The sequence below is a fragment of the Lentzea flaviverrucosa genome (assembly GCF_003350445.1).
GTDB classification, from domain to species: Bacteria; Actinomycetota; Actinomycetes; order Mycobacteriales; family Pseudonocardiaceae; genus Lentzea; species Lentzea californiensis.
This window is the reverse complement of record NZ_QQAU01000001.1, coordinates 1,272,237-1,291,195: the sequence shown is the minus strand read 5'-3', so window position 1 is coordinate 1,291,195 and position 18,959 is coordinate 1,272,237. Positions and strand designations below refer to the sequence as shown.

The window sequence follows — 18,959 nt, the reverse complement described above, 5'->3', positions numbered from 1 at the left end:
TTGCCGCGTGGTAGTCGACATGGGCTGTTCACGGGGCTCATACCAGCCCCACCGATCCAGCAGCCGTCGGCGAGGCGGCGGAGGAACAAAAGCGAGCTTCGGAGGCGGCACGTCCGGTTGGGCTGGTTGCCACCCAAGCTTCGGCAGCGCGACGCGATCCTGGCTGGGGCCGCCTCTGCTTGTGCTGCTTCGGCGCGCCATCAGCGTGTTTCTTTCACCGCAGCGCTACCTGCGGGCGGCGGCGAGACTGGGTGAACGCGCTCGGCCCAAAGCTGTTGAATCAACTGGAAATCTGGCTGACACACGCCACCCCATGATCCGTACACCTCGCCTCGCATCAGAGCACTGGCCAAACACTGCGCTCGAACCGGACAGCCCTGACAAAGCTCAGCGACGCGCGCGCGTTCCGCACGCATAGCTTGCTTGCCGGCGAAGCGTGCTCCCTCGCCGGGAAAGAACTCGTCAGGATCGTTGTCGCGGCACCGCAGTCGCTCCGCGGCGCCGATCACCGCGTCGAGGTCTTGCCAGGTGCAATGGGCGTACCGGCGTGCCTCCGCAAGGCGGGCGTAGTGGAAGACAGTGGGGGAGCGCATCACGCCACCGCCATGCCGCGGGCGAGCGGATATGTGGCGATGACGGCCGCGTCTTGCGCGCGGTCCTGCCACCACAACTCGGTGAGCGCGGACTGGGCCGCCTCGTTCGCAACACGCATACACGCACGACGTAGCTCGGCGGCGCCCGCGGCCGTGACGGAGATCGCCATCGACCAGTCGACCCCCTGGTGCCCGGAGCCGGGCGCGAGGTCGTGCAGGCGGCGCTGCGACGCCGAGAGCATCGTGGCGTCGGTGCCGTCGTCTACGCGGCCCTTCTTCGCATCGCCCAGCAGCGACGCGCCGTCCTGCGCGACGTCCGCGCGTGCCCTGGCCCGGGCGACCCGGTCCGGCACGAACTCCATCCTGACGCTGAGGGTTCTGATCACCGAGGGCGTGACCGCGGTGAGCAGCGGAGCTAGCCAGCGTGGCCCGAGTGGTGCGGGTGCAATGCCGTCGCGGGGCAGGAACGCCGTGCGGGTGTGCCACTCGTCGTTGACGACAATGTAGTCGGGCTCAGTGGTGTAGCTCTGCCAGCAGGTCTCCCACCGCACGCCCTCGTGCTGGTCGATCGGCCATCGCGGGTCTTGCAGCGAGCGCAGCACCGCGCAGGTGCGCTGCTCGCCCAGCACCTGCGGGCGGGTGAGCTCGGCGCGTACGGCCAGGTCCGCCATGCGCGCGAGCTCGTCGCGCACCAGCGCCGCCCAGCCGGCCGGGCCGTCATCGTGGGAGCGGGCCTCGTCGTAGAACTCGCTCGTCAGCGGGAACCGCGCCACGAGGTAGTTGCGGTGCTGTTCAGCGGTGCTTGCAGTCAGATCGATCAGTTCCTCGTAAGACTCGATCAGCGGTTCGAGTCCGGGCCGGGTCGAGAGTCGTTGGGAGATGAAATCGCGGTGCGGTGCGGGGTCGTGCGGCACGATCCGGTTGATCTGCTGCAAGCCGCGCAGGAACGAGCCCGCTTTGCCCAGCTGCGAGAGCAGCACCCCATAGCGGACTGAGGCGACTTCGTAGGCGCGCTCGGCGCGCAGCCCGGATGCCTGGCCTTGCACCTCCATGAGCACGCTCAGGTAGGACCGCTCACCGGGATTGTGGTGCCACAGAATGAACATGTGCTCCCACGCAGTGCCCCGCAGATCCAGCGGCTCGACCCGGCCCAGCGGTGTCGGCAGCGTCCACAGCGGACCGAACAGGTCGCCTGGATCGGACTCGCGTGCGACGTGCGGCGCGACGAACGTGGTCTCGCCGCGGATGCTGCGCCGCCGCCACCGCCACGACCACAGAAGCTGCGCGGCGATCGAGCGACGCCCCCACGGCCTCACGACACCATAGGTGCCGGCGAGTACAGCGAACCCGCTGATCGCGCCGGCGAGATCGCCAACCGCCAGCCACAGCACGAACGCGATCACCCCGGCCGCGCCCAGCGCGACGGACGCGGGTGTGCTCAGCGAGCCCAGCAGACCCCGGCGGCTGATCTCGCCGCCCAGTACGGAAATCCTCACTTGTCGTCCCCCCGGACTGTCTCTTCATCGGCCTTGACTGCGCGGTGCGCGCCCTGGCGCATCTTGTTTCCGGCCGCGAGCGCGGCCTGCGCGGCGATACCGATCGGTCCCATCGCACCCCCGGCCGCCGATCCCGCCTGCGAGGCCTGCGCGGTGGTACCCGCGGGCGCCTTGCCACCGAGACCGGTCGCCGCTCCCGGCTTGCCCGCTCCCGGCGTCACGCCACCTGGACCGGCGGTAGAGCCTTGGTCGGTCAGGCTGCCTTTCATCTGCGGGAAACCCGACGTGCCCGGCTTTGTCCCGGCGGAGCCGCCCGACTGTCCGGCCGACGCCTGCGGCTTCGACGACGGCTGCTGCCGCGCCTGCGGTGTCTGGCCTGCGCTGTAGCTTTGCGCGATGGAATGGCCGGTGCCGGTGCTCTGCCCGGACTTGCCGTCCTTGTCCTCACTCGCAGAGCGGCTGTGCTGGTGGCGTTCGAAGGCCCCCATGCTCGCGCCTACCACTGCGGCGGTGCCGAATCCGGCGGACGGTTGTGAGTCGTGCGAGTCCTCGGCGGTCGGCAGCAACGGCGCGTACTTGAGCAACGCGAACGGGGCGAAGCCGACCACGATCAGCGCGACGATCACGACGACGATCTGACTGAGCAGCGGCATCCCGCCGGCCTTCATCGCCGGGATCGAAAGGTTGCCGTCGATGATCGCGAACACCGCGCCGAGCAGGAAGTACAGCAGCGGCTTGGACAGCAGCAGCCCGAGGTACGTGTAGACCGGGCGGGCCGCCTTCGGCCGCCACTTGGGATGCACGCGCATGCCCCACGCGATCCCGGCCACCAGACCGGACAACGGCAACGCGACCGACTGCAGCGCGAAGCCCACGAAGACCGCGCCGGTGCCGAAGATCAGCAGCCCGAACACGATGCTGCCCACCCCGGCGCCGCCGGGGATCATCACGGCGGTGACCTGGGACAGCGCGGCCAGTTTGGTGATGGCGCTGCCGATGTAGTCGGACTGCCACGCGGCGATGCCGCTGGTCATCTTGCGTACGGTCGTGTGCAGCACCGTGGCGATCGCCGGGGCGAACACAGCCAGGAACAGCCCGAGCGGCAGCTGTTTGAACAACGCCTCCTGCAGCTCCTCGCGGCCACCACCCCCAGAGGCGGCGCGGCTGATCATCAGGACCGACATCAGCGCCATGACCGTCAACCCGAGGCCTGTCGACGCGCCGTAGGTGGCGAGAAACCACGGCGAGCTGGGATCGAAGTTCCCGACGGTGGCCAGGCCCTCGAGTAACACCCGGACGGTGAAGTCGACGGCCGAGGCGTGCAGGCTGTTGGCGAGCTCGTCCATCGCGCCGGCCGGGTTGGCGACGAACTTCGCGATGTCGACGACGACCGACAGGATCGAGGCGAACGCGTCGATCTGCATGCGCCCGGCCGCCAGATGCGCCTCACCGACGATCTTGAAGAACTGGCCGATTCGTTCGAGCCAGTCCGTGTTGTCCGCGATGAATTGCGACAGCCCGTGGAAGAAGTTCGCGATCGACTCGTTCCACCGGATGCAGCGTTCCTTCTTGTCCGGCACCATGACGACACGGCCGCAGTCGACGAAGAACGCCTTCTGACAGTAGGACGACACGGCGTCGGAGCAGGGGTCGCTGAAGTTCTTGACCAGGTTGCTGTCGCCAGCGGCGTACGGCTTCATCCGCTCCAGCGACTCGGCGTCCGGTTTGGCCGCCCACGTGAGGCCCCACGTGTTGCGTACCGGGCTGGTCCAGTCGCGGATCTCGTCGGCGCAGTAGCGGAACGCCACGTTGAAGGAGTGGTCGGGGCCGAACACCGCTGGGAACGTCGCCGGTAGTTCCGGTGGTTCCCTGTTGACGTCAGCGGTGTTCTGGTCAGGCCAGAACTTGGCCCGTTCACTGGGCTTAGTCGCCCAGTACAGCAGACGCGATTCGACCTTCATGACCTCGTTGAGGTAGAGGCTGAGGTCGCCGCCTTTGTCCTTGCACTCCGGTGTGCTGAACCACGGTCCTTGGCGGAACTCGTTGGTGTCGCCGACGTACTTGACAAGGTCGGGAGGGAAACCTTGCGGGATCTTGCCGTTCGTCGGTGGCTGTGCGAGCGCCGCGGGCGCGAGTGTGAGAAGTAGCGCCAGGACCGTTCCACACAGGACGGTCAAGCGTCGGAACATGCTCCCCCCATAGGTTTATCGCTTACTCGATCGTGATGAAGAAGCTGTAGAAGGCGACCTTCTTGCGCTCGGGCGCCGGCGCGGCGTCGTCAGTGCCGGGCTGCGGGCCGTCGGCGGTCTTGACCGTCGCGACCTTCCAGGTGTCGGCCTCCCAGACCAGCCGGTAGGTCACCGTCGACCACCTCTGAGCGCGGATTTCGCCCCGGCCACTCAGACCCGGGCCGATGCCGACCGAGGACACCCACAGTTCGATGACCGCCTGGTCGCCGGTGAAGTCCTTCACCTCGAAGTCAGCCGGAGCCTTGGAGGTCCGGCCGTTCCCGCTGCTCGCCCTGGCTTCGGAGAACAGTTGCCGCGTGGGCTGGTCGGCGCTGCTGGCGATCCACGTGGTCTTCACGACCTCGGGGTCGGCGTGGCCGTGCGCGACGGCGGGCAGCAGTTGCACGGCGATCATCGCCGCGCTCGCCGCTCCCTCACGGTCGCGGGTGAATCCGCTCGGTACCCCCTTGGTGATCGTCTTTGGCCCGTGCTCGCGGGCCCCCGCACCGCTGGGCGCGTCGCTGGGCTGGGTCTGTCCGGGCTGTGCCTGCTCGCTGGACGCGGGCAGCGCGTACCGGCCGACCAGCACTCCGGCGACGAGTGCGACGACGACGGCGAGGATCAGGACGAGCACGCGGCCGGTCGCCGGCCGGGGACCGGCCGGCGCGTTCGTGGGCGTGGTGTGGGACATCTGCTTGTCTCCGGTTCCGCTAGAAGATCGCGATCACTGCACCGAAGATCATGCCCAGACCGGCCAGTGCGATCAGAGCGAATACCGACTTCTTCGCGGATTCGGTGTGCTCGTGCACGTCTGCGGAGTAGCCGCCCTTCTTGGCGCGCTGCAGTTCGACCGTGGCCCGGATGAAGCCGAACGCCACGATCAGGAACGCGATGCCCCACACGCCGCCGAGCAGCGTTTTCCAGGTGGAGTTGAACGCCTCGCCCCACACCCCGAGATCGGGCTGGACGCCGTCGAAGGGGTTGGGCGACCCGGTGGGAGCGCCCGGTGGGCCTGGGTCGTTCTGGGCGAGGAACCTCACTTCCGAGTGGATGCGGTAAAACATCACGTTGCCTTTCGCAGATGCAGCTCGGTGACTGACGCGTGCGCGGCGCGTGGTGGCGGCCGTCCCGTGTCAGCGGGCTGCTCGGGTAGGTGGCCCTCCGGTGCGGGAGGGGGTGTTGTGCCTGTCTGGGGCTGCAGTTGGTCTGGGCGCGGGGTGCGCTGGGCGGCGAGCCGGTCGGCGACCGCTGCCGCGGCGCCGACCCACGCGCGGCGGGAGGCGTCGCTGATCCGGGCGTGCACGATCGGCTGGCCGCCCGCGAGCTGTGGGTCGAACGGCACTTCGACCACCAGGGCGGTGCGTGCGGCGAAGTAGGCGAGCATCTGCCGCCGCAGCGGCGGAGGCGCTGCGGCCGTGGCGGGCCCGACGACGGTGACCGCGCCGGAGACGAGGTCCGGCCGCCGGGTGTCGAGGTGGTCGAGCATCCACGCCGCGCTCTGCGCGACGTCGGGCTCGAGCGTGATCGGCACGACCAGCTGGTCGGCCATGGCCGCGGCCCACTGCCAGTTCCCCGCACGGACGTTGTTGCCTGTGTCCATCACCGTCAGCCCGAAGTACCGGCTGAGCAGCAACCAGATCCGGCCGCATTCACCGGGCCCGATTTGCTCGGCGCGGGCCGGATCGGTGTCGCTGGCCAGTACCTCGGCGCGCGAGGGCTGCGAGCGCAGGTAGTGGGTGAGGTCGCCCGCCGTGCCGACCGCCATGAGTCGCTCGGCAGCGCCGAGCAGGTGCCACACGTGCGTGTCCGGTGCCGTGACCTCGGCGCGCTGCGCGAGGGTGCCGCGCGCCTCGTGGTTGTCCCACGCGACCACCGGTCCGCCGCGCAGCGCGGCGAAGGTGTGGGTGAGCATCAACGTGGTCGTGCTGACCTGTGCGCCACCCTTGGGGTTGGCGACCATCACCAAGCGGCCGCCCCCGAGATGCTGGCGCACCGCGACCTCGGCCTGCCGGTGCCGTGCCTCCTCCCGGCCCGGGCCAGGCTTGATCAGCCCGCCGGTCACCTTCCTCAACCGGGCACGCCACCCCCACAGCGCCGGATCGGCTGTCACCGGCGGCTGAACAGCCACCAACTGCTCCGGGCCCGGACGTTCGGCGGGAACGGCACTGGGCGGCCCGGCCGCAGCAGCCCGTGGCGGGGCGGCTCCGTGCAGGTCGACGGGTTCCTCGGCGTTGTAGCCGTTGCCGGTCACCACCGCGGCACCCCGTGTGAGAGACCCTGCCGTGGCCCCGCGATGTCGTGGTCGGGCGCGCGTTTTGGGCGCACCGCCGCGAGAATGGCCTTCGCGGCGTCGCGGAGCGGCGTGGCCGTGTCCCGTGTCCCGCGTGCCGGCCCAGGCCGGGACGCCCGGTTGTCCCCAGGGACGGTGGCCTGGTGCGCTGGTCGCGGGGCGACACTGGGAACCGGCGCCGGGATGGCGGCGTCCGCGAAGACCCAGTCGGCGCTGTTCAGGTCCCAGCGGACCAGGCGGCGCTGATGGTCCTGCTCGACCGCATCCTGCGCCATGGCCGCGGTCGGCGCGGCGTGAACAGTCCAACCGCCGGCATGGGCGTCGGCGTAGCCGTGCTGTTCGACCTGCGTCAGTAGTTCTTGAAGCTCCTCCACAGAACTGACTCGAAAAGCGGAATGATCGCCATTCTCCTGATGGATGATCACTGGGTTGAACAGCTCGTGCCCACGGCCTGCCTCGGGTTGCCCAGGGGCGTAGTAGGTGCTGACGGAGCACCCATGGCTGGGGTCGTCCCCGGCCCGGACGAAAATCTCCAAATCCTGATTCAGATCTGGGACATGGGTGCCGAACACTGGTTCCCAGCCCCACTTCTGCGGATCCCAGCCAGGCGGGAGACGAACGGGCGGCTCCTTGTCCCACTCCGCTTGAGGGATGTCTACTGGTCGGAATTCCATTCCACTTCCCCCTTCGTGTTGAACTCGTGCCACTCGAAGTTTTCCTGTGGCTTCATGTGCGCACTCCTTCTCGAATTGACTGGCTGCCGTCGTTTACGGAACCGGCCGGGCGCCGACATTCCGGAAATCTCCGCCAGTTCTCACCTTGGACACCTTCACAACATCGCCGCTTTGCGGGGCTTCGAGCATCAGGTGCTGTCCGTTGATCTGCCCCAGGTACATGGCGACGTGATGCGTGCCCCAGAACAGCAGGTCACCGGCCCTGGCCTGGGTGAAAGGGACGACGAGCTTCGCGCGGGTGAGTTGCGCGTCCGAGGGCCGGATAATCTGCACTCCGGCCTGCGCGTACGCGTACAGCGTCAATCCCGAACAATCGAATCCGACTTTGTTGTAATCGCCGTGTGAGTCGGCGACACCACCGTCACGCACGCCTTTCGTAGGGCCGTCGGCATTGCCGCCACCCCAGGAGTAGGTGATGCCCAGCCAGGACAGGCCGGCCGCGATCGCGGTGGCGACCTGCGGGGAGGCCGCGTGCACGACGCCGACGACACCGGCCTCCGGGGGCAGCGTGACGTCCGAGCCGGTCACGGTGACCTGGATCCGGCCCTTGAACGAGCGGTCCGCGCAGTCCAGCGGCGGCCCGGAGCCGTCGTAGAGCGCGGCAACCACGGCCTCGGCGAACGGCTGGTGGCGCTGGTAGCGCCAGCCCTCGCCGCTGCGCTCGACGTCCTCGGCGAGCTCGTGGTTCGAGCGCGCGTCGGTCTCGTAGCCCGGTGCGCGTTTGAGCAGCACCGTGAAGAAGCCCTTGGACGCGGCGGCGGCGTCGGTGCGGTCGTAGCCGACGTAGGCGTTCCAGGGGCCCGGCGCGATCTGTTGAAACACGCCGACCGCGTTTCCGTTGCGCGCCAACGGGTTGAGCGTCGACTCCTGCATCCCGGCCTGCAACGCGACGACCGCGCCGCGTCGGGTGATGTCCATGGCTTTGGCGACCCCGAGGATCTGCTGCACCGTCGTTGTCTGCGTCGGTGAAAGGGTCACCCCGGCGAACGAGCCGCCCTGCGGTGGCGCCGGGGTGCTCGGTCCGGTGCCGGGTACCTGGCAGGTCGCGGGCGGGATGATCGCGTCGGCGTCGGCGCGGCGGGGTTGCAGCAGCACCAGCACGAGCAGCATCGCGCCGGCGAGCGCGGCGAGCGGGATCAGGAGAAGCTTCGCCATCAGCCGGCCTCGACATGGACGTCGACGAGCCACCGGCCGTCGGGCTGGCGCAGCACCGCGCGGGTGGTGAGGACCGGTTCGGTTTGGAAGGCCACGTCGGCCGCGAGCAGGGTGCGGGTCGCCGTGGCCCGCACGTAGACCTGGCCCTCGCCGCGCGGTGCTTCGGGGATGATCTCGGCGGTGATCCGGTCGCAGCGGGTGGACAGCTTCTGCTCGACCACCGCGCGGTGTGAGGCCTCGCTGTCACCGGCCTGCAGGTCCGCGGTCTTGCCCGCCGTGGTGGCGAACACCGTTGCCCGCTCGACGTTGTTGTTGCGCGGCTGGCGGTAGTCCGAGGCGCACCACTGCGTCATCCACGCCCTTGTCACCGCGACCGGGTCCCGGAAGTCCGTGGTCGCGGCGGTAGGAGCCGTGGGCGGCGGGGGCACGGTGGACGGTGTCCCCGCCGGCGCGGTCGGGGTGATCGGCGAGGCGCTCGGCAGCCGCAGACCCGATCCGGGCGGAGGCGACGGGCTGGTGGCTGGAGTGGAACCGCTCGGTGGCGGCACGGTCGCCTGGGGCGTGGGGGAGGAGCAGCCCGCGCACAGCAGCGCGGCGAGCGCGGCGACGAGGCTGGTCGATGTCCAGGTGCGCAAGGGGCTTCTCCTTCCGGGGAAGGCGGTCAGGTCGTGTGCGGACGGGGCTGGTTGTGTGGTGCGCGCAGGCCGTGAGGGCCGGTCAGGGCGGGCCGAGCTTGGGCGGACGGGTGTCGCGTGGGCCTCGGTTGAGCGCGCGGCGGCCGCGGGGCTTGGAGGCCTGCCACTCCCGGAACGTGCGTTCGCCGATGCGCTTCTGCAGGTGCGGGATGTTGTTCTGCGTCATCCCGACCGGAGACGGGCCGAGCACTGCGTCGAGGTCGGTGGCGGCGTTGCTGTGCCACCCCGCCGCAGCGATCGCCTCCTCGGAGGGGAACACGTCCGCCGCGCGGTGCCGGGACAGGTCGATCAGGTGGTCCTCGCGGCCACCGAAGCTGTAGACCCAGCGGAAGTTCTCCGGCGCGCGCGGCACGGCGAGCCGTTCAAACCGGGAGACTTCCTTGGTGTAGCTGTAGATCAGCGTTTTCGGCGTGGCACGCGCGATAGCGATCCAGGCCAGCAGGTAGGCGTCGGAGAAGTAGTCGCCGGCGTCGTGCACCCGCAAGGCTGCACCGTCGAATTTCGGCGTGTGGAGCTCGGCGAGCATGTCGGCGGCCCACTGGTCGAGGTCGTCGAGGATGCGGGCCAGGTTGCGTTCGTGTTTGGCCAGGACCTGCGGAAAGCGGTAGGTGCCCGTACGGGCGTTGCAGGCCCGCGCGCAGACTCCCGCCGCCGGACATGTGACGTACTTGCGCCCGTCGGGCAGTTTCCCGGCGAGCGCGGGGATCGAGAAGTTGTGGATGCCAGACCCGCGTAGCCACCGGTTCTGGGTGATCATGCGCTCGGGCCTGCGGGCGTTGTTGCGCGGCATCAGTTCTCCCCTCGCACGCGCGCGTCGGACTGCGGACGATGGGTGAACAGCGGAACAAGCGACGCGATCGAGGGGCCGAGAGCCACGGCGAGCAGCACGCTTCCGACTCCGAGTGACCCGTTGGCGACCGCGAGCGCGGGATTGATCATCAGCACTCCGGCCAGCAGGCACAGCACGTCAGCGCCGATCCGGATACGTGCCGGGCCCCATCCGCTGCGGCGTCGGATCGCGACCATCAGCCCGTCGCGGGGCAGCGCGCCGAGCTCCGCGGACAGGTACGCGGCCGTGCCGACGGCGAACATCGCGCCGCCCAGCAGCATCGCCATCAGCCGCAGCCACACCGGCTGCGGTGCGGGCAGCACCCACAGGGCGAAATCGGCGACGACGGCCGGGATCACGACGGCCGCGAGCGTGCCGGCGCCGGGTTTCACGCCGAGCGCGAGGTTGAGCACCAACAGCGTGGACTGCACGGCGATGATCGCGCCGCCGATCGTCCAGCCGAACCGGTCGCCGATCGCCCTGTGCAGGATGTCGAGCGGCAGCAGGCCCAACGAGGCGTTGATCAGCAGCGCCACGGCGACGCCCATCAACGCGGTGCCGGTCACGACCTGCGCGAACCGCATCACGAGGGGCCGGGTTGACGCGCCGGGCGCCTCACTGGGGACGTTGGGTGGGACGTCACTGGGCATGGCCGCTCACCCACTGGGTTTGCGGGACGAGCACACGGCGGTCGAAGTGCTCGGCGTGGATCTGCAGCTGACGTGTATCGAAGTGCACAAGCTCTCCCTGACGGTGGTGGATCACGGACGGGCGGATCCCGCGATGCGGCGGGGTTGCGCGCCGAGGTGGTGCGGCGTGGCATCTCGCTGTGGCCCGGCTGGTGCGGGCGCGTCAGGGAGGGGCGAGAGCACGACGCGGGGTCGGCACCTAAGGCGCAGGGCCAAAAATGTGCCTGGGCGCCTGCCCTTCCGAGGAGGAGTCCCAGGGCGTGTGCGCGGGGGCGCCGGACGCGGACGTGCCCAACCCCAGCCGGCACGTCCGCGCCGGCACGTTCGTGGTCACCGGCTCGCTCCCGTCACGACCGGGCACACCGCGGTGATCAGCCCGTCGTGCGGCGCGGCAAGTGCGAGCAAGGGAACCACCTTGCGCAGCAACGCGAGACCGGCCGAGTTGGTCGTGCTCACCGACGCGGTGACCGCAAGTGCGCCGTCACGAGCGGCTTTCTCACCGAGCCGGGCCGCCAGTGCGGCGCCGGCGCCGTGCCGCTGCCAGGCGTCCTCGACGAGCACGGCGATCTCGATGCCACCGGCGTCGAACGTCATGGAGCCGACACCGACCATGCCGTGCTCGGTCCACACGGCGACGGTGAGCTGGTCGGCTCGCGTGGGCAGTGCTTCCAGGTACAGCCGTGCCGCGTCGGGTGATCCGCCGCCGTGGCAGCGGGCCAGCAGCGACGCGTCGGAACACCGGGCCAGCAGGCGCCGCAACTCCTGCATGGCCGCGTCGTCGTCGGAATGCACGTCGAACAGCTCGAACCTGGTCACGAGCCCCACCCGCGCTTGAGCAGCGGCTGCGTCTGCAACAGGCGCAGCGGACGGACAGCGGTGACGGCGGGGCGGGGCCATTGCAGGGTCGTCAACAGCCGGGTCGCGCCGATGTCGCCGCTGATGAAGAAGTGCGAGCCGGGGAACGTGGTGTGCGTTGCTTCGCTCGCGCAGGCCAGCCATCGCCGCGCGGTGGCCGGCGGCGCGTACCAGTCCTGCGCTCCGCTCCACGCGGTCAGGGCGCAGTCGAGGACGGCGGGCTTGCCGGGCCAGTAGGTCTCGCTTGCAGTGAGATCGGCACGCACACGTGGGAGCCAGGTACTCAGGAACTGCTTGTGGCGCCGCAATCGTGCTGGGAGGCCGCCCAGCATGGTCAGCCTCGCGAGCAGTTCCCGGTCGCCGAGCAGGTGCAGCGAGTGCGGTGGCCGGATCATCGGCGCACGGCTGCCGGACACGATCACCGCCTGCGGGGTGCGGTCGTGCTGCTGCAACCGCAGTGCGACGGCGTGCGCGAGCAGGGCGCCGTAGGAGTGGCCGAACAGCGCGACGTTCGGTGATCCGTCCGTCGTGGTGAGGATCTCGTCGGCGATCGCATCGACCGTCGGGGAGGACAGCTTCGTCAGTGCTGCCTCGTCGCGGCGAGCGTCACGACCGTGCAGGGTGACGGTGATCAGGTCGATGTCGTCGGGCAGCACCGGAAGCCACGACGAGTAGGCGCTGGTTCCGGCGCCGGACCAGGGGAACGTCACGAGTGTGTGCCGAGCGGGTGCCGGGTCGGCACGGTGGCGCGTCAGCCACACCGCGCTTGAAGAGGTCTCCGCGTCCGGACCGGCCGGCATGGCGCGAGCGGGGAGCGTGGTCGTCAAGGTCGTCGGCATGATCGTGATCACCACACCGGCACAGAGGCAGAGGCGGGACGGGAGAACAGGGCGCCGCGTTGCGGAGCGCGATCGTGCAGCACCCGCCAGAACACGACCTCGTCCGCGAGTACCGCGGGCATGCCGCCGGGGAAGAGGATTCCGCGCGACACGATCGCCGCGTCGCCGGGTTCGCGCGGCCCGTCGACTTCGATGGCGTAGTGCGTGCCGCGCGGCGCGTCCGGGACGAGTGAGCCGACGGGGACGGCGCCATCGCGCAACAAGACCAGTTGCTCAGGAGTAAGGCCCAGGCGCGGGACGTAGATGAGTGACTTGATCGAGGCCAGCGCCGGGCCGTCGCCGTGCAGCGGGACGAAGATGCCGTTGCGGCGCAGGACTTCCGTGCCTGCCGGGAGACCGAACAGCATGCCCTCGTGCTCGTCGAGAGTGTCCAGGCGATCGGCTTCGACGGGAACCCGCCTGAGCGGGTAGCCCGCCCACCAGCTCAGGATGTCGGAGAACTTGCTCGCCAGGCGGATTCCTCGCGCGAGCCGGGCAGCACGTTCGGCGAGCTCGTCGACGGCCACGCCGGACTTCGTCGGGATCACGTTGTCCTCCTTCACATCGCTGGGGTTCGGTGGGCGTCCCACCCCCGGGGAAGTGGGGGTGGGACGCCCGCGGCACGGCCTGTGCCGGTCGCGGTCGGCCGGTGACTGGGTAGGTCAGCCGGTGACCGGGTGGTGGCCTTCCTGCAGCTGCGGCTTGGGCGCGGGCTGCTGCGGCACGGGCGTGCCGGACGGCTTCTGCGTCGGCTTGGGAGAGCTCGTCGGCGGCTGCGTCGGTTGTCCGGTGGGCGGCGTCGAAGCGGGCGGTGTGGTGGTTGCCGGCGGAGTGGTCGTGGGCGGTGTCGTGGTGGGTGGCACCGAGCCCTTGGCACACGACACGACCGCGACGGTGATGGTCTGCGCGGCCTTGCCGTCCGCCCCGAGGATCTGGATGGTCGCGCCCGCGCCGCCACCGGAGGAGACCTTGAGCTTGGCCTCGGTCACGTTCGGGCCCTTGTAGCTCGTCACCCCGTCCGCGCAGGTCGCGGAGACCGCGCCGAGCGCCCGGCCCGCGACCACGACGTTGCCGGCGGACGCTTCGGCCAGGCCGGCACCGGCCTTCACCGTGAGGCCGCTGACGCTCCAGCCCATGCCCGCGACCGAGCCCTGTGCGGTTTTGACCGCGCCGTCGCTGGACACCGACGGCTGGGCGGCTTTGGCCTCTACTCCGGACGCCGAGACGCCGTACGCCGTCGACGCGGCCGCTTGTGCGTTGGCGGACTGCAGCGTCGCGGCGGCACCGGCGGCGAGCAGGCCGCCGATGCCGACCGCGGCCAGGACGCGGCGGGTGGATTCGATACTGCGGACCACGTGGTCCCCCCTTGTTTCGTATGGCCGTTGTGGCCGGAGAACAGGTGATTACTTGATCAACACCGTGGTCCCGGACGGGACGTCGGTGAGGGCTTGCAGGGCGTCGGCCGGTACTCGCACGCAGCCGTCGGAGGAGGCCGTGCCGTACACGTCGGCGGTCGGCCAGCTGTGAAAGGCGACGGTGCCGGGCCCGCCGCCGAAGCTCTGGTGGGTGTCGCTGTGCGAGCCGAGCGGCAGCACGACTGTGCTGAACGGCGACTTCTCGTCGCGCAGCGCCGCGAGCAGGAACGTGCGGCCTGCCGGAGTGACCGCGTCAGGTTTGCCGATGCCGACCTTCCACCGTCCGCTCACCTGTCCGCCGATGGTGAGCGTGAGCTCGAACGCGGCGCGGTCGACGGTGATCAGGTACGGCGTGGTCGCGAGGGTCACCGCGTCGGTGTCGGTGAACATCCACGCCACGGAGTTGTTGGGGCGGGACGGAAGCGTGACCAGCGCCCAGCCTGGTTGTTCGTCCACGACGGACAACCAGGTGTCGCTGTGCACGAGGTTCGGTTCGATCCCCAGCGGCTGATGTGCCGGCACCGCGGCGACCGGTTCGCCGCCGGGTTCGGCGAACACCGGCACCGTTCGCGTGGGGTGTGCGACACGCCCGCCTGGTGCGTGGCCGGGAGCGGGGTCGCGTGGTGCGGCCGCCGTGGTGCTGTAGGTGGTGGCCTGCGGCAGAGTAGCGAGCTGCTCGTCGGTCACCGGGCGCGGCGACACGATCTCCGCCGCGCTGATGGCGCTGTCGCCCGCAAGATTCGGGCTGCTGGCCAGGGGCGCGGGGTCCGCAGAGGTCGTTGACCTGGTGTGCACGAACAGGGCGGAGACGACAACGGCGACGACGACCAGCACGCCGGCCAATGCCAGCGCGGACCTGCGGCGCGTCTCCGTGGGCGGCTGGGTGGGCCGCGTACCCGAGGGGGATTCCGGGCCGGTCGTTGCCGGCTGCTCGTCGCCCTGGCCGGGCGCGGTGTGCCGGTCGCCGTCGTCGATCATCAGTGCCTCCTCTCTACTGGAAGGGGGGATAAGGGTGGATGTGCGTGCCGCGCGTCCCCGACAACGGCGGAGCGCACATCCACGACCGGGAAGTCCTTGTCACCGCAGGAGAACGGGCGTGCCGGAGGGAACCTGTGCGAGTGCGGAGTGCAGGGCTGGGGGAGCGGGCACGCAGCCGTCGGCGTCCAGCGACCCCAGTGGTGAGACCGCGGGCATCCCCGGGATGGAGACGGCGGAGAACGTGCCGGTGCACACCCGGCCGGTGTCGACCACGAACGGCCACACCAGCCGCAGCGGCCACGGAAGCTCGGCGGACGGGCCACCGATCGCGACGAAACTGCGCGTGCCGGTCGCGGGAACGGCCTGCGCCACCGTTTCCGCCGGGCGCGTCGCGCCCAGCGGCCCGTAGGTCGTCGTGCCCCCGAGCACCGCGAGCACGCTCACCCGGCCCGTCGTGACGTCGACCTCGACGCGGCGATCACTCTCGGCGAGCTCGACCGCGGGGTGCAGATGGATCCAGCCCACCGGCGCGGCGCTGGCAGGCTGCGGCCGCGTCGGCAGCAGCACCAGCACCCACCCAGGCCTGCGCTCGACCACCGGCACCCACGTCGGTGCCACGACCTGCCGTGCGGGCAGCACCGCGAACGCGCATCCACCTGGCTCTGAGTACACCGGCACGTCCTGCGTGGGGTGCAACACCGTCGAACCGGGCGTGACCGACGGCGCCGGGTCGACCGGCGCGGCCTGCATCGCCGCACCGATGACCGCTTTCGGCAGCCCGGCGAGCTCCTGCGCAGACGGCACACGCGGCGCGATCGCGGACGGGTCCTCCTGCGCCGTGATCGGGACACTGCCGTGCGGCACCGGCAGGGGCGGCGCGGGAGTGCCCGTCGACATGGCCGTGGCCGGCGTGTCCGTACCGGCCTGGGCGGTGTTGCGGGAGTCCGTGTCGGGCGTTCGGAACAGCACCACCGCCAGCACCACCGGGACCGCCGCCGCGGTCAGCTTGAGCACGGTCCGCGGCCGGCACCACGACGGCAAGCGGAACAACGTCGCCTGCCACAGCAGTACCCAGCCGCTGATCGGCGGAATGGGCAGTGTCTTCTCCGGATCGGTCTCTGGACCGGCGCCCAGCCTGCCCACCGGGGTACTGGACGATCCGACCACCGTCACGCTGCCGGCCAACGGCGTGATGAGCGGGCCATCGCCGAGCCGGACGCTCACGGCGTCTTCTCCGCGATCGACGTGGCGATCGTCTTGGCGATCGAGCACGTGTCGACCTGTGGGAAGCGCCCGTTGGTGATGCCGACGGCCGCCGAGCCGTTGGCCAGCGGCATGATCGCTGTGCAGGCCGCTTCCTGGCTGGCGTTGTTCGTGGTGGGCTTGAGCAATCCGCTCTTCGGACCGAACTGCGCGGACTGAGAACCCGCATGGTCGGCCTGCGCTGTCGCCATCTGTCCCGGCTTGGCCCAGACGACCAACACGAAGAAGTTCTTGCCCACCTTGGGGGCGGCGCCTTGTTCCGTGCTGACCTCGTCGGCGGCGCCGTTGTCGTACCTGCACCCGACCGCGAACACGTCGTCCTTCTTCGGCGCGCGCAGCTTCGGCTTGGCGTTCGTCGCCGAACGCACTTCCGCGGGCATCGACTCCCAGCCGACCTGGCACGGGTCGAATGGCGCACCGACGGACTTCGCGTCGACCTTCGGGTCCAGGTCGCCCAGCGTGATCGTCTTCTTGTCCTGGGCGGTCCCGGCCTGCGTCGGCAGCGCCGTCGACAGGCACGCGGCGGTGACGGCCACGAGCGTCAGCGCTGTCCGCGCCGTGGTGGTGAAGTTCATGATCTCCCCCGAGACGATGAAAGGATTACGGGAAAAGGACTTTGAGGAACTCGGTCGTGGCGGGATCGCGCATTGCGTCCAACTTCGACCGGTCGATCGGCGCTTCGGTGGGCTGTCCGCGTGGCGGCCGCACGCTGTACCGGATGCGCAGCACACCGGCCTTGCCGACGTCGCCCAGCACCGCGATGTTGAGCTCCTCTTTGTCCCGGCCTGTGCCGTTGGCGTCCTCTCCGTCACCGACGCGCATGACCGGCTTGCCGGCGATCGACAGTTCGGTCACCATCGCCGCGGTGTCTTTGCGTGATCGCAGGATCTGCAGGTCGCGGGCGATCGAGTCGCTGGCGGAGAGGTAGACCTGGACCTCGAGGACGGGCGCGTATTTGCCGTCGCTGGTCTTGGCCGTGTCGTCGGAGCTGATCGTGCAGGTCTGACCGTCGTTGATCACCCGGTAGTTTCCGGCACCGAGGTGGCGGTCCCACACCGCGGCCGGGACCGCCGAGCACAGCATCTGCGCCGCGGCCAGAGGGTCCTGCGCGGCCTGTTCGAGCAGTTCCTGCCCGGTCTTGGGCTTGGTGTCCTGCCATTCCACGCACCGGTCCGGACTCTCACTGCGTGCGCACGAGCCACCCTCGGCGGTCGTGGCCTGCTCGGAGGGGGCGGACTGTGGGGCCGGCGAGCCGGGCACGATGCTGGTGCAGCCTGCGAGCAACCCGGCCAGCGCCGTCAGTGCGAAGCTGGTGGTGTGACGGCGGCTCATCGCTGACCCACCTTCGCCAGGATCTTCTTCACGACCTCTTCGGCGTTGTCACACGTCGCGGTCTGCACCCGGATCTGCTGGGTGAGCTCGTCACCGTCGCCGCGGTTGTCCTGGTCGACCTTGACCTGGTCGTCCCAGACGATGTAGCTCGTGCACCCGAAGGAGCCCTTGGACAGCACGACCTTGCGGCCCTCGACCGTGACCTCACGCGCGGTGTCGTCACCGGCCTTGATGAGCTTCGAGGGGTCGCTGTTCATCGTCCACAGCACGTTGACCTCAGGCCGGCCGACACCCTTGTCCCGCTTCTGCGGCGGGGTGACCTTCGCCGACCGGGCCGTGCACGACATCGGCCCGCCGGTCTCGAGGTAGCCCTCCTCGAACATGTCCAGCGTCGCGGACGCGGCCTTGCACGGGTCCAGCTTGACCAACGTGAGCTCGGGCTGGGTGCGGCCGGAACCGTGCTTGGGCATGTCCTGCCAGACCGGCGCCAGCGCGGTGACGTACTCGCGCGCCACCTGGCACGCCGGCTTCGCGGGCTTCTCGTTCGACATGACCGACGCGCTCACACGCACCTGCACCGCGTGGTTGTCGTCGATCGGCCTGGAGATCGTGCACGTCCGCTCCTCCTCGGACACGAACACGTCCATCCCGCCCAGCTTCTCCGGCGCATCGTCGCGACGCCGGGCGGCGTCGTAGGCTGCGCCGATCTCCAGGTAAAAGGTCCAGGTGGACTTGAACTCGCCCTGGTGCGTGCGCAGGTCGCACTCGTTGAGACCGGAGCTCGACGGCAGGATCTCGTCGGGCTCGTCGCCGGTGGCCTTCTGCGCGGCGTCCGGGTCGTGCAGCCCGCACGCGTCGATCGCCCTGTTCTTCCCGTCGGCGAGCGCCTTGGCCTTGTACGGCTCCGATACGCCCGGCTCGACCTGGACCTCGGTTTGCTGTGCCGCGCCGTTGTCCTGCGGCTGCTGGTCACCGCCCGAGCCGGTGCAGGCCGTGGTCAGCACAACCGCACCGAGTAGCACGCCGAGCGTGAAACGCTGTCGTAGAGCCATGATCGATCCCCCCGATCAGAACGAGATGTGCCGGCGGGCGGCACAGAAAGAGACCTAGAAGTGGATGGTGGAAAGCGGTGCGCGTTGCCCGCCGCGCACCAGAGCGGCGATGCCGGTGACCCTCGACGCGGCCGCGCGGACGGCGGTGATCCAGCTCGGCGCTCGCGGCGTCGCCGCGCTAGTGCTCCCGGTCGCTTCCGCGTGGAACGCGGCGAGGCCTGCGGTCTCGGCCGCGCCGGCCTGAACCTGGATCTGCGATACCGGGGCGCCGGAGCGCGGGTGGACCTGCGCGCAGGCCACGCCAGACGCCACCGTCATCGAGGCCATCACCGTGGCGGTGGCCAGCAGCCGCGTGGCGATCGATCGAACCGTCAATGGTCCTGCTCCTGCCGTGAGAACCGTGGGTGGGCGCGCCGCCCGCCATGAATCCCGGCCTGGGGGGAACGGGGACGGGCGGCGCGACCTGGGGGAGTCAGT

General features: G+C 70.1%; 21 protein-coding genes. All 21 read right to left on the bottom strand.

Annotation, left to right across the window (positions count from 1 at the left end; genetic code table 11):
- Positions 1–200 precede the first annotated feature (200 nt).
- The 21 genes from DFR72_RS05800 to DFR72_RS05700 all read right to left on the bottom strand — a co-directional run bounded on the left by DFR72_RS05800 (position 201) and on the right by DFR72_RS05700 (position 18,857).
- The gene (locus DFR72_RS05800) at positions 201–593 is read right to left on the bottom strand and encodes a WhiB family transcriptional regulator (protein WP_090064472.1); all 393 of its coding nucleotides are present in this window, start codon (positions 591–593) and stop codon (positions 201–203) included.
- The gene (locus DFR72_RS05795) at positions 593–2,089 is read right to left on the bottom strand and encodes an SCO6880 family protein (protein WP_090063682.1); all 1,497 of its coding nucleotides are present in this window, start codon (positions 2,087–2,089) and stop codon (positions 593–595) included. Before DFR72_RS05795 ends, DFR72_RS05800 begins: the two co-directional genes overlap by 1 nt.
- Positions 2,086–4,278: a hypothetical protein gene (locus tag DFR72_RS05790; RefSeq protein WP_090063683.1), complete on the bottom strand. Its 2,193-nt coding sequence runs from the start codon at positions 4,276–4,278 to the stop codon at positions 2,086–2,088. The genes DFR72_RS05795 and DFR72_RS05790 overlap by 4 nt, the downstream gene beginning before the upstream one ends.
- A gap of 22 nt (positions 4,279–4,300) precedes the next feature.
- Positions 4,301–5,008 carry a DUF8175 domain-containg protein gene (locus DFR72_RS05785; RefSeq protein WP_090063684.1) on the bottom strand — a complete coding sequence of 236 codons (708 nt, stop codon included), beginning with the start codon at positions 5,006–5,008 and terminating at the stop codon, positions 4,301–4,303.
- 19 nt (positions 5,009–5,027) lie between these two features.
- Positions 5,028–5,357, bottom strand: coding sequence for a hypothetical protein (locus tag DFR72_RS05780; protein ID WP_090064473.1), 330 nt, complete (start codon positions 5,355–5,357; stop codon positions 5,028–5,030).
- Between the two features lie 23 nt (positions 5,358–5,380).
- Positions 5,381–6,571 (bottom strand): MinD/ParA family ATP-binding protein, encoded by a 1,191-nt coding sequence (locus tag DFR72_RS05775; RefSeq protein ID WP_090063685.1) that lies wholly within the window; start codon positions 6,569–6,571, stop codon positions 5,381–5,383.
- Positions 6,565–7,179 (bottom strand): hypothetical protein, encoded by a 615-nt coding sequence (locus DFR72_RS05770; protein ID WP_090063686.1) that lies wholly within the window; start codon positions 7,177–7,179, stop codon positions 6,565–6,567. Before DFR72_RS05770 ends, DFR72_RS05775 begins: the two co-directional genes overlap by 7 nt.
- Before the next feature lie 195 nt (positions 7,180–7,374).
- Entirely contained in the window at positions 7,375–8,496 is a 1,122-nt protein-coding gene (locus DFR72_RS47430) for a C40 family peptidase (RefSeq protein WP_090063687.1), read from the bottom strand.
- Positions 8,496–9,131: a hypothetical protein gene (locus tag DFR72_RS44865; protein ID WP_143086620.1), complete on the bottom strand. Its 636-nt coding sequence runs from the start codon at positions 9,129–9,131 to the stop codon at positions 8,496–8,498. The genes DFR72_RS47430 and DFR72_RS44865 overlap by 1 nt, the downstream gene beginning before the upstream one ends.
- 82 nt (positions 9,132–9,213) lie before the next feature.
- Positions 9,214–9,981: a GP88 family protein gene (locus DFR72_RS05755; RefSeq protein WP_090063689.1), complete on the bottom strand. Its 768-nt coding sequence runs from the start codon at positions 9,979–9,981 to the stop codon at positions 9,214–9,216.
- On the bottom strand, positions 9,981–10,670 hold the full coding sequence (locus DFR72_RS05750) for a YczE/YyaS/YitT family protein (RefSeq protein WP_143086621.1): 690 nt from the start codon (positions 10,668–10,670) through the stop codon (positions 9,981–9,983). The genes DFR72_RS05755 and DFR72_RS05750 overlap by 1 nt, the downstream gene beginning before the upstream one ends.
- A 369-nt stretch (positions 10,671–11,039) precedes the next feature.
- Positions 11,040–11,525 carry a GNAT family N-acetyltransferase gene (locus DFR72_RS05745; protein WP_143086622.1) on the bottom strand — a complete coding sequence of 162 codons (486 nt, stop codon included), beginning with the start codon at positions 11,523–11,525 and terminating at the stop codon, positions 11,040–11,042.
- Positions 11,522–12,403 carry a thioesterase II family protein gene (locus DFR72_RS05740; RefSeq protein WP_143086623.1) on the bottom strand — a complete coding sequence of 294 codons (882 nt, stop codon included), beginning with the start codon at positions 12,401–12,403 and terminating at the stop codon, positions 11,522–11,524. Before DFR72_RS05740 ends, DFR72_RS05745 begins: the two co-directional genes overlap by 4 nt.
- Positions 12,404–12,411: 8 nt before the next feature.
- Entirely contained in the window at positions 12,412–12,990 is a 579-nt protein-coding gene (locus DFR72_RS05735; protein WP_143086624.1) for a hypothetical protein, read from the bottom strand.
- A 114-nt stretch (positions 12,991–13,104) separates the two neighbouring features.
- A complete protein-coding gene (locus DFR72_RS44860; RefSeq protein ID WP_090063694.1) occupies positions 13,105–13,797 on the bottom strand; it encodes a hypothetical protein in 693 nt (230 codons plus the stop codon).
- Between the two features lie 48 nt (positions 13,798–13,845).
- Complete coding sequence (locus DFR72_RS05725; protein WP_090063695.1) at positions 13,846–14,835, bottom strand: L,D-transpeptidase; 990 nt, start codon at positions 14,833–14,835, stop codon at positions 13,846–13,848.
- Positions 14,836–14,934: 99 nt separating this feature from the next.
- Positions 14,935–16,059 (bottom strand): hypothetical protein, encoded by a 1,125-nt coding sequence (locus DFR72_RS05720; RefSeq protein ID WP_090063696.1) that lies wholly within the window; start codon positions 16,057–16,059, stop codon positions 14,935–14,937.
- Entirely contained in the window at positions 16,056–16,673 is a 618-nt protein-coding gene (locus DFR72_RS05715) for a DUF3558 domain-containing protein (RefSeq protein WP_090063697.1), read from the bottom strand. Before DFR72_RS05715 ends, DFR72_RS05720 begins: the two co-directional genes overlap by 4 nt.
- Positions 16,674–16,698: 25 nt before the next feature.
- Positions 16,699–17,430, bottom strand: coding sequence for a hypothetical protein (locus DFR72_RS05710; protein ID WP_090063698.1), 732 nt, complete (start codon positions 17,428–17,430; stop codon positions 16,699–16,701).
- Positions 17,427–18,482 carry a hypothetical protein gene (locus DFR72_RS44855; RefSeq protein ID WP_143086625.1) on the bottom strand — a complete coding sequence of 352 codons (1,056 nt, stop codon included), beginning with the start codon at positions 18,480–18,482 and terminating at the stop codon, positions 17,427–17,429. The genes DFR72_RS05710 and DFR72_RS44855 overlap by 4 nt, the downstream gene beginning before the upstream one ends.
- Positions 18,483–18,536: 54 nt before the next feature.
- Entirely contained in the window at positions 18,537–18,857 is a 321-nt protein-coding gene (locus tag DFR72_RS05700) for a hypothetical protein (protein ID WP_090063700.1), read from the bottom strand.
- Between the last annotated feature and the right edge of the window lie 102 nt (positions 18,858–18,959).

Bases quoted from the DNA above. Each gene is read 5' to 3' on its own strand.
- DFR72_RS05740 (WP_143086623.1), bottom strand. From the start codon at position 12,403: ATGCCGACGACCTTGACGACCACGCTCCCCGCTCGCGCCATGCCGGCC.
- DFR72_RS05750 (WP_143086621.1), bottom strand. From the start codon at position 10,670: ATGCCCAGTGACGTCCCACCCAACGTCCCCAGTGAGGCGCCCGGCGCG.
- DFR72_RS05710 (WP_090063698.1), bottom strand. From the start codon at position 17,430: ATGAGCCGCCGTCACACCACCAGCTTCGCACTGACGGCGCTGGCCGGG.
- DFR72_RS05785 (WP_090063684.1), bottom strand. From the start codon at position 5,008: ATGTCCCACACCACGCCCACGAACGCGCCGGCCGGTCCCCGGCCGGCG.
- DFR72_RS05755 (WP_090063689.1), bottom strand. From the start codon at position 9,981: ATGCCGCGCAACAACGCCCGCAGGCCCGAGCGCATGATCACCCAGAAC.
- DFR72_RS44855 (WP_143086625.1), bottom strand. From the start codon at position 18,482: ATGGCTCTACGACAGCGTTTCACGCTCGGCGTGCTACTCGGTGCGGTT.
- DFR72_RS47430 (WP_090063687.1), bottom strand. From the start codon at position 8,496: ATGGCGAAGCTTCTCCTGATCCCGCTCGCCGCGCTCGCCGGCGCGATG.
- DFR72_RS05790 (WP_090063683.1), bottom strand. From the start codon at position 4,278: ATGTTCCGACGCTTGACCGTCCTGTGTGGAACGGTCCTGGCGCTACTT.
- DFR72_RS05715 (WP_090063697.1), bottom strand. From the start codon at position 16,673: ATGAACTTCACCACCACGGCGCGGACAGCGCTGACGCTCGTGGCCGTC.
- DFR72_RS05725 (WP_090063695.1), bottom strand. From the start codon at position 14,835: ATGATCGACGACGGCGACCGGCACACCGCGCCCGGCCAGGGCGACGAG.
- DFR72_RS05800 (WP_090064472.1), bottom strand. From the start codon at position 593: ATGCGCTCCCCCACTGTCTTCCACTACGCCCGCCTTGCGGAGGCACGC.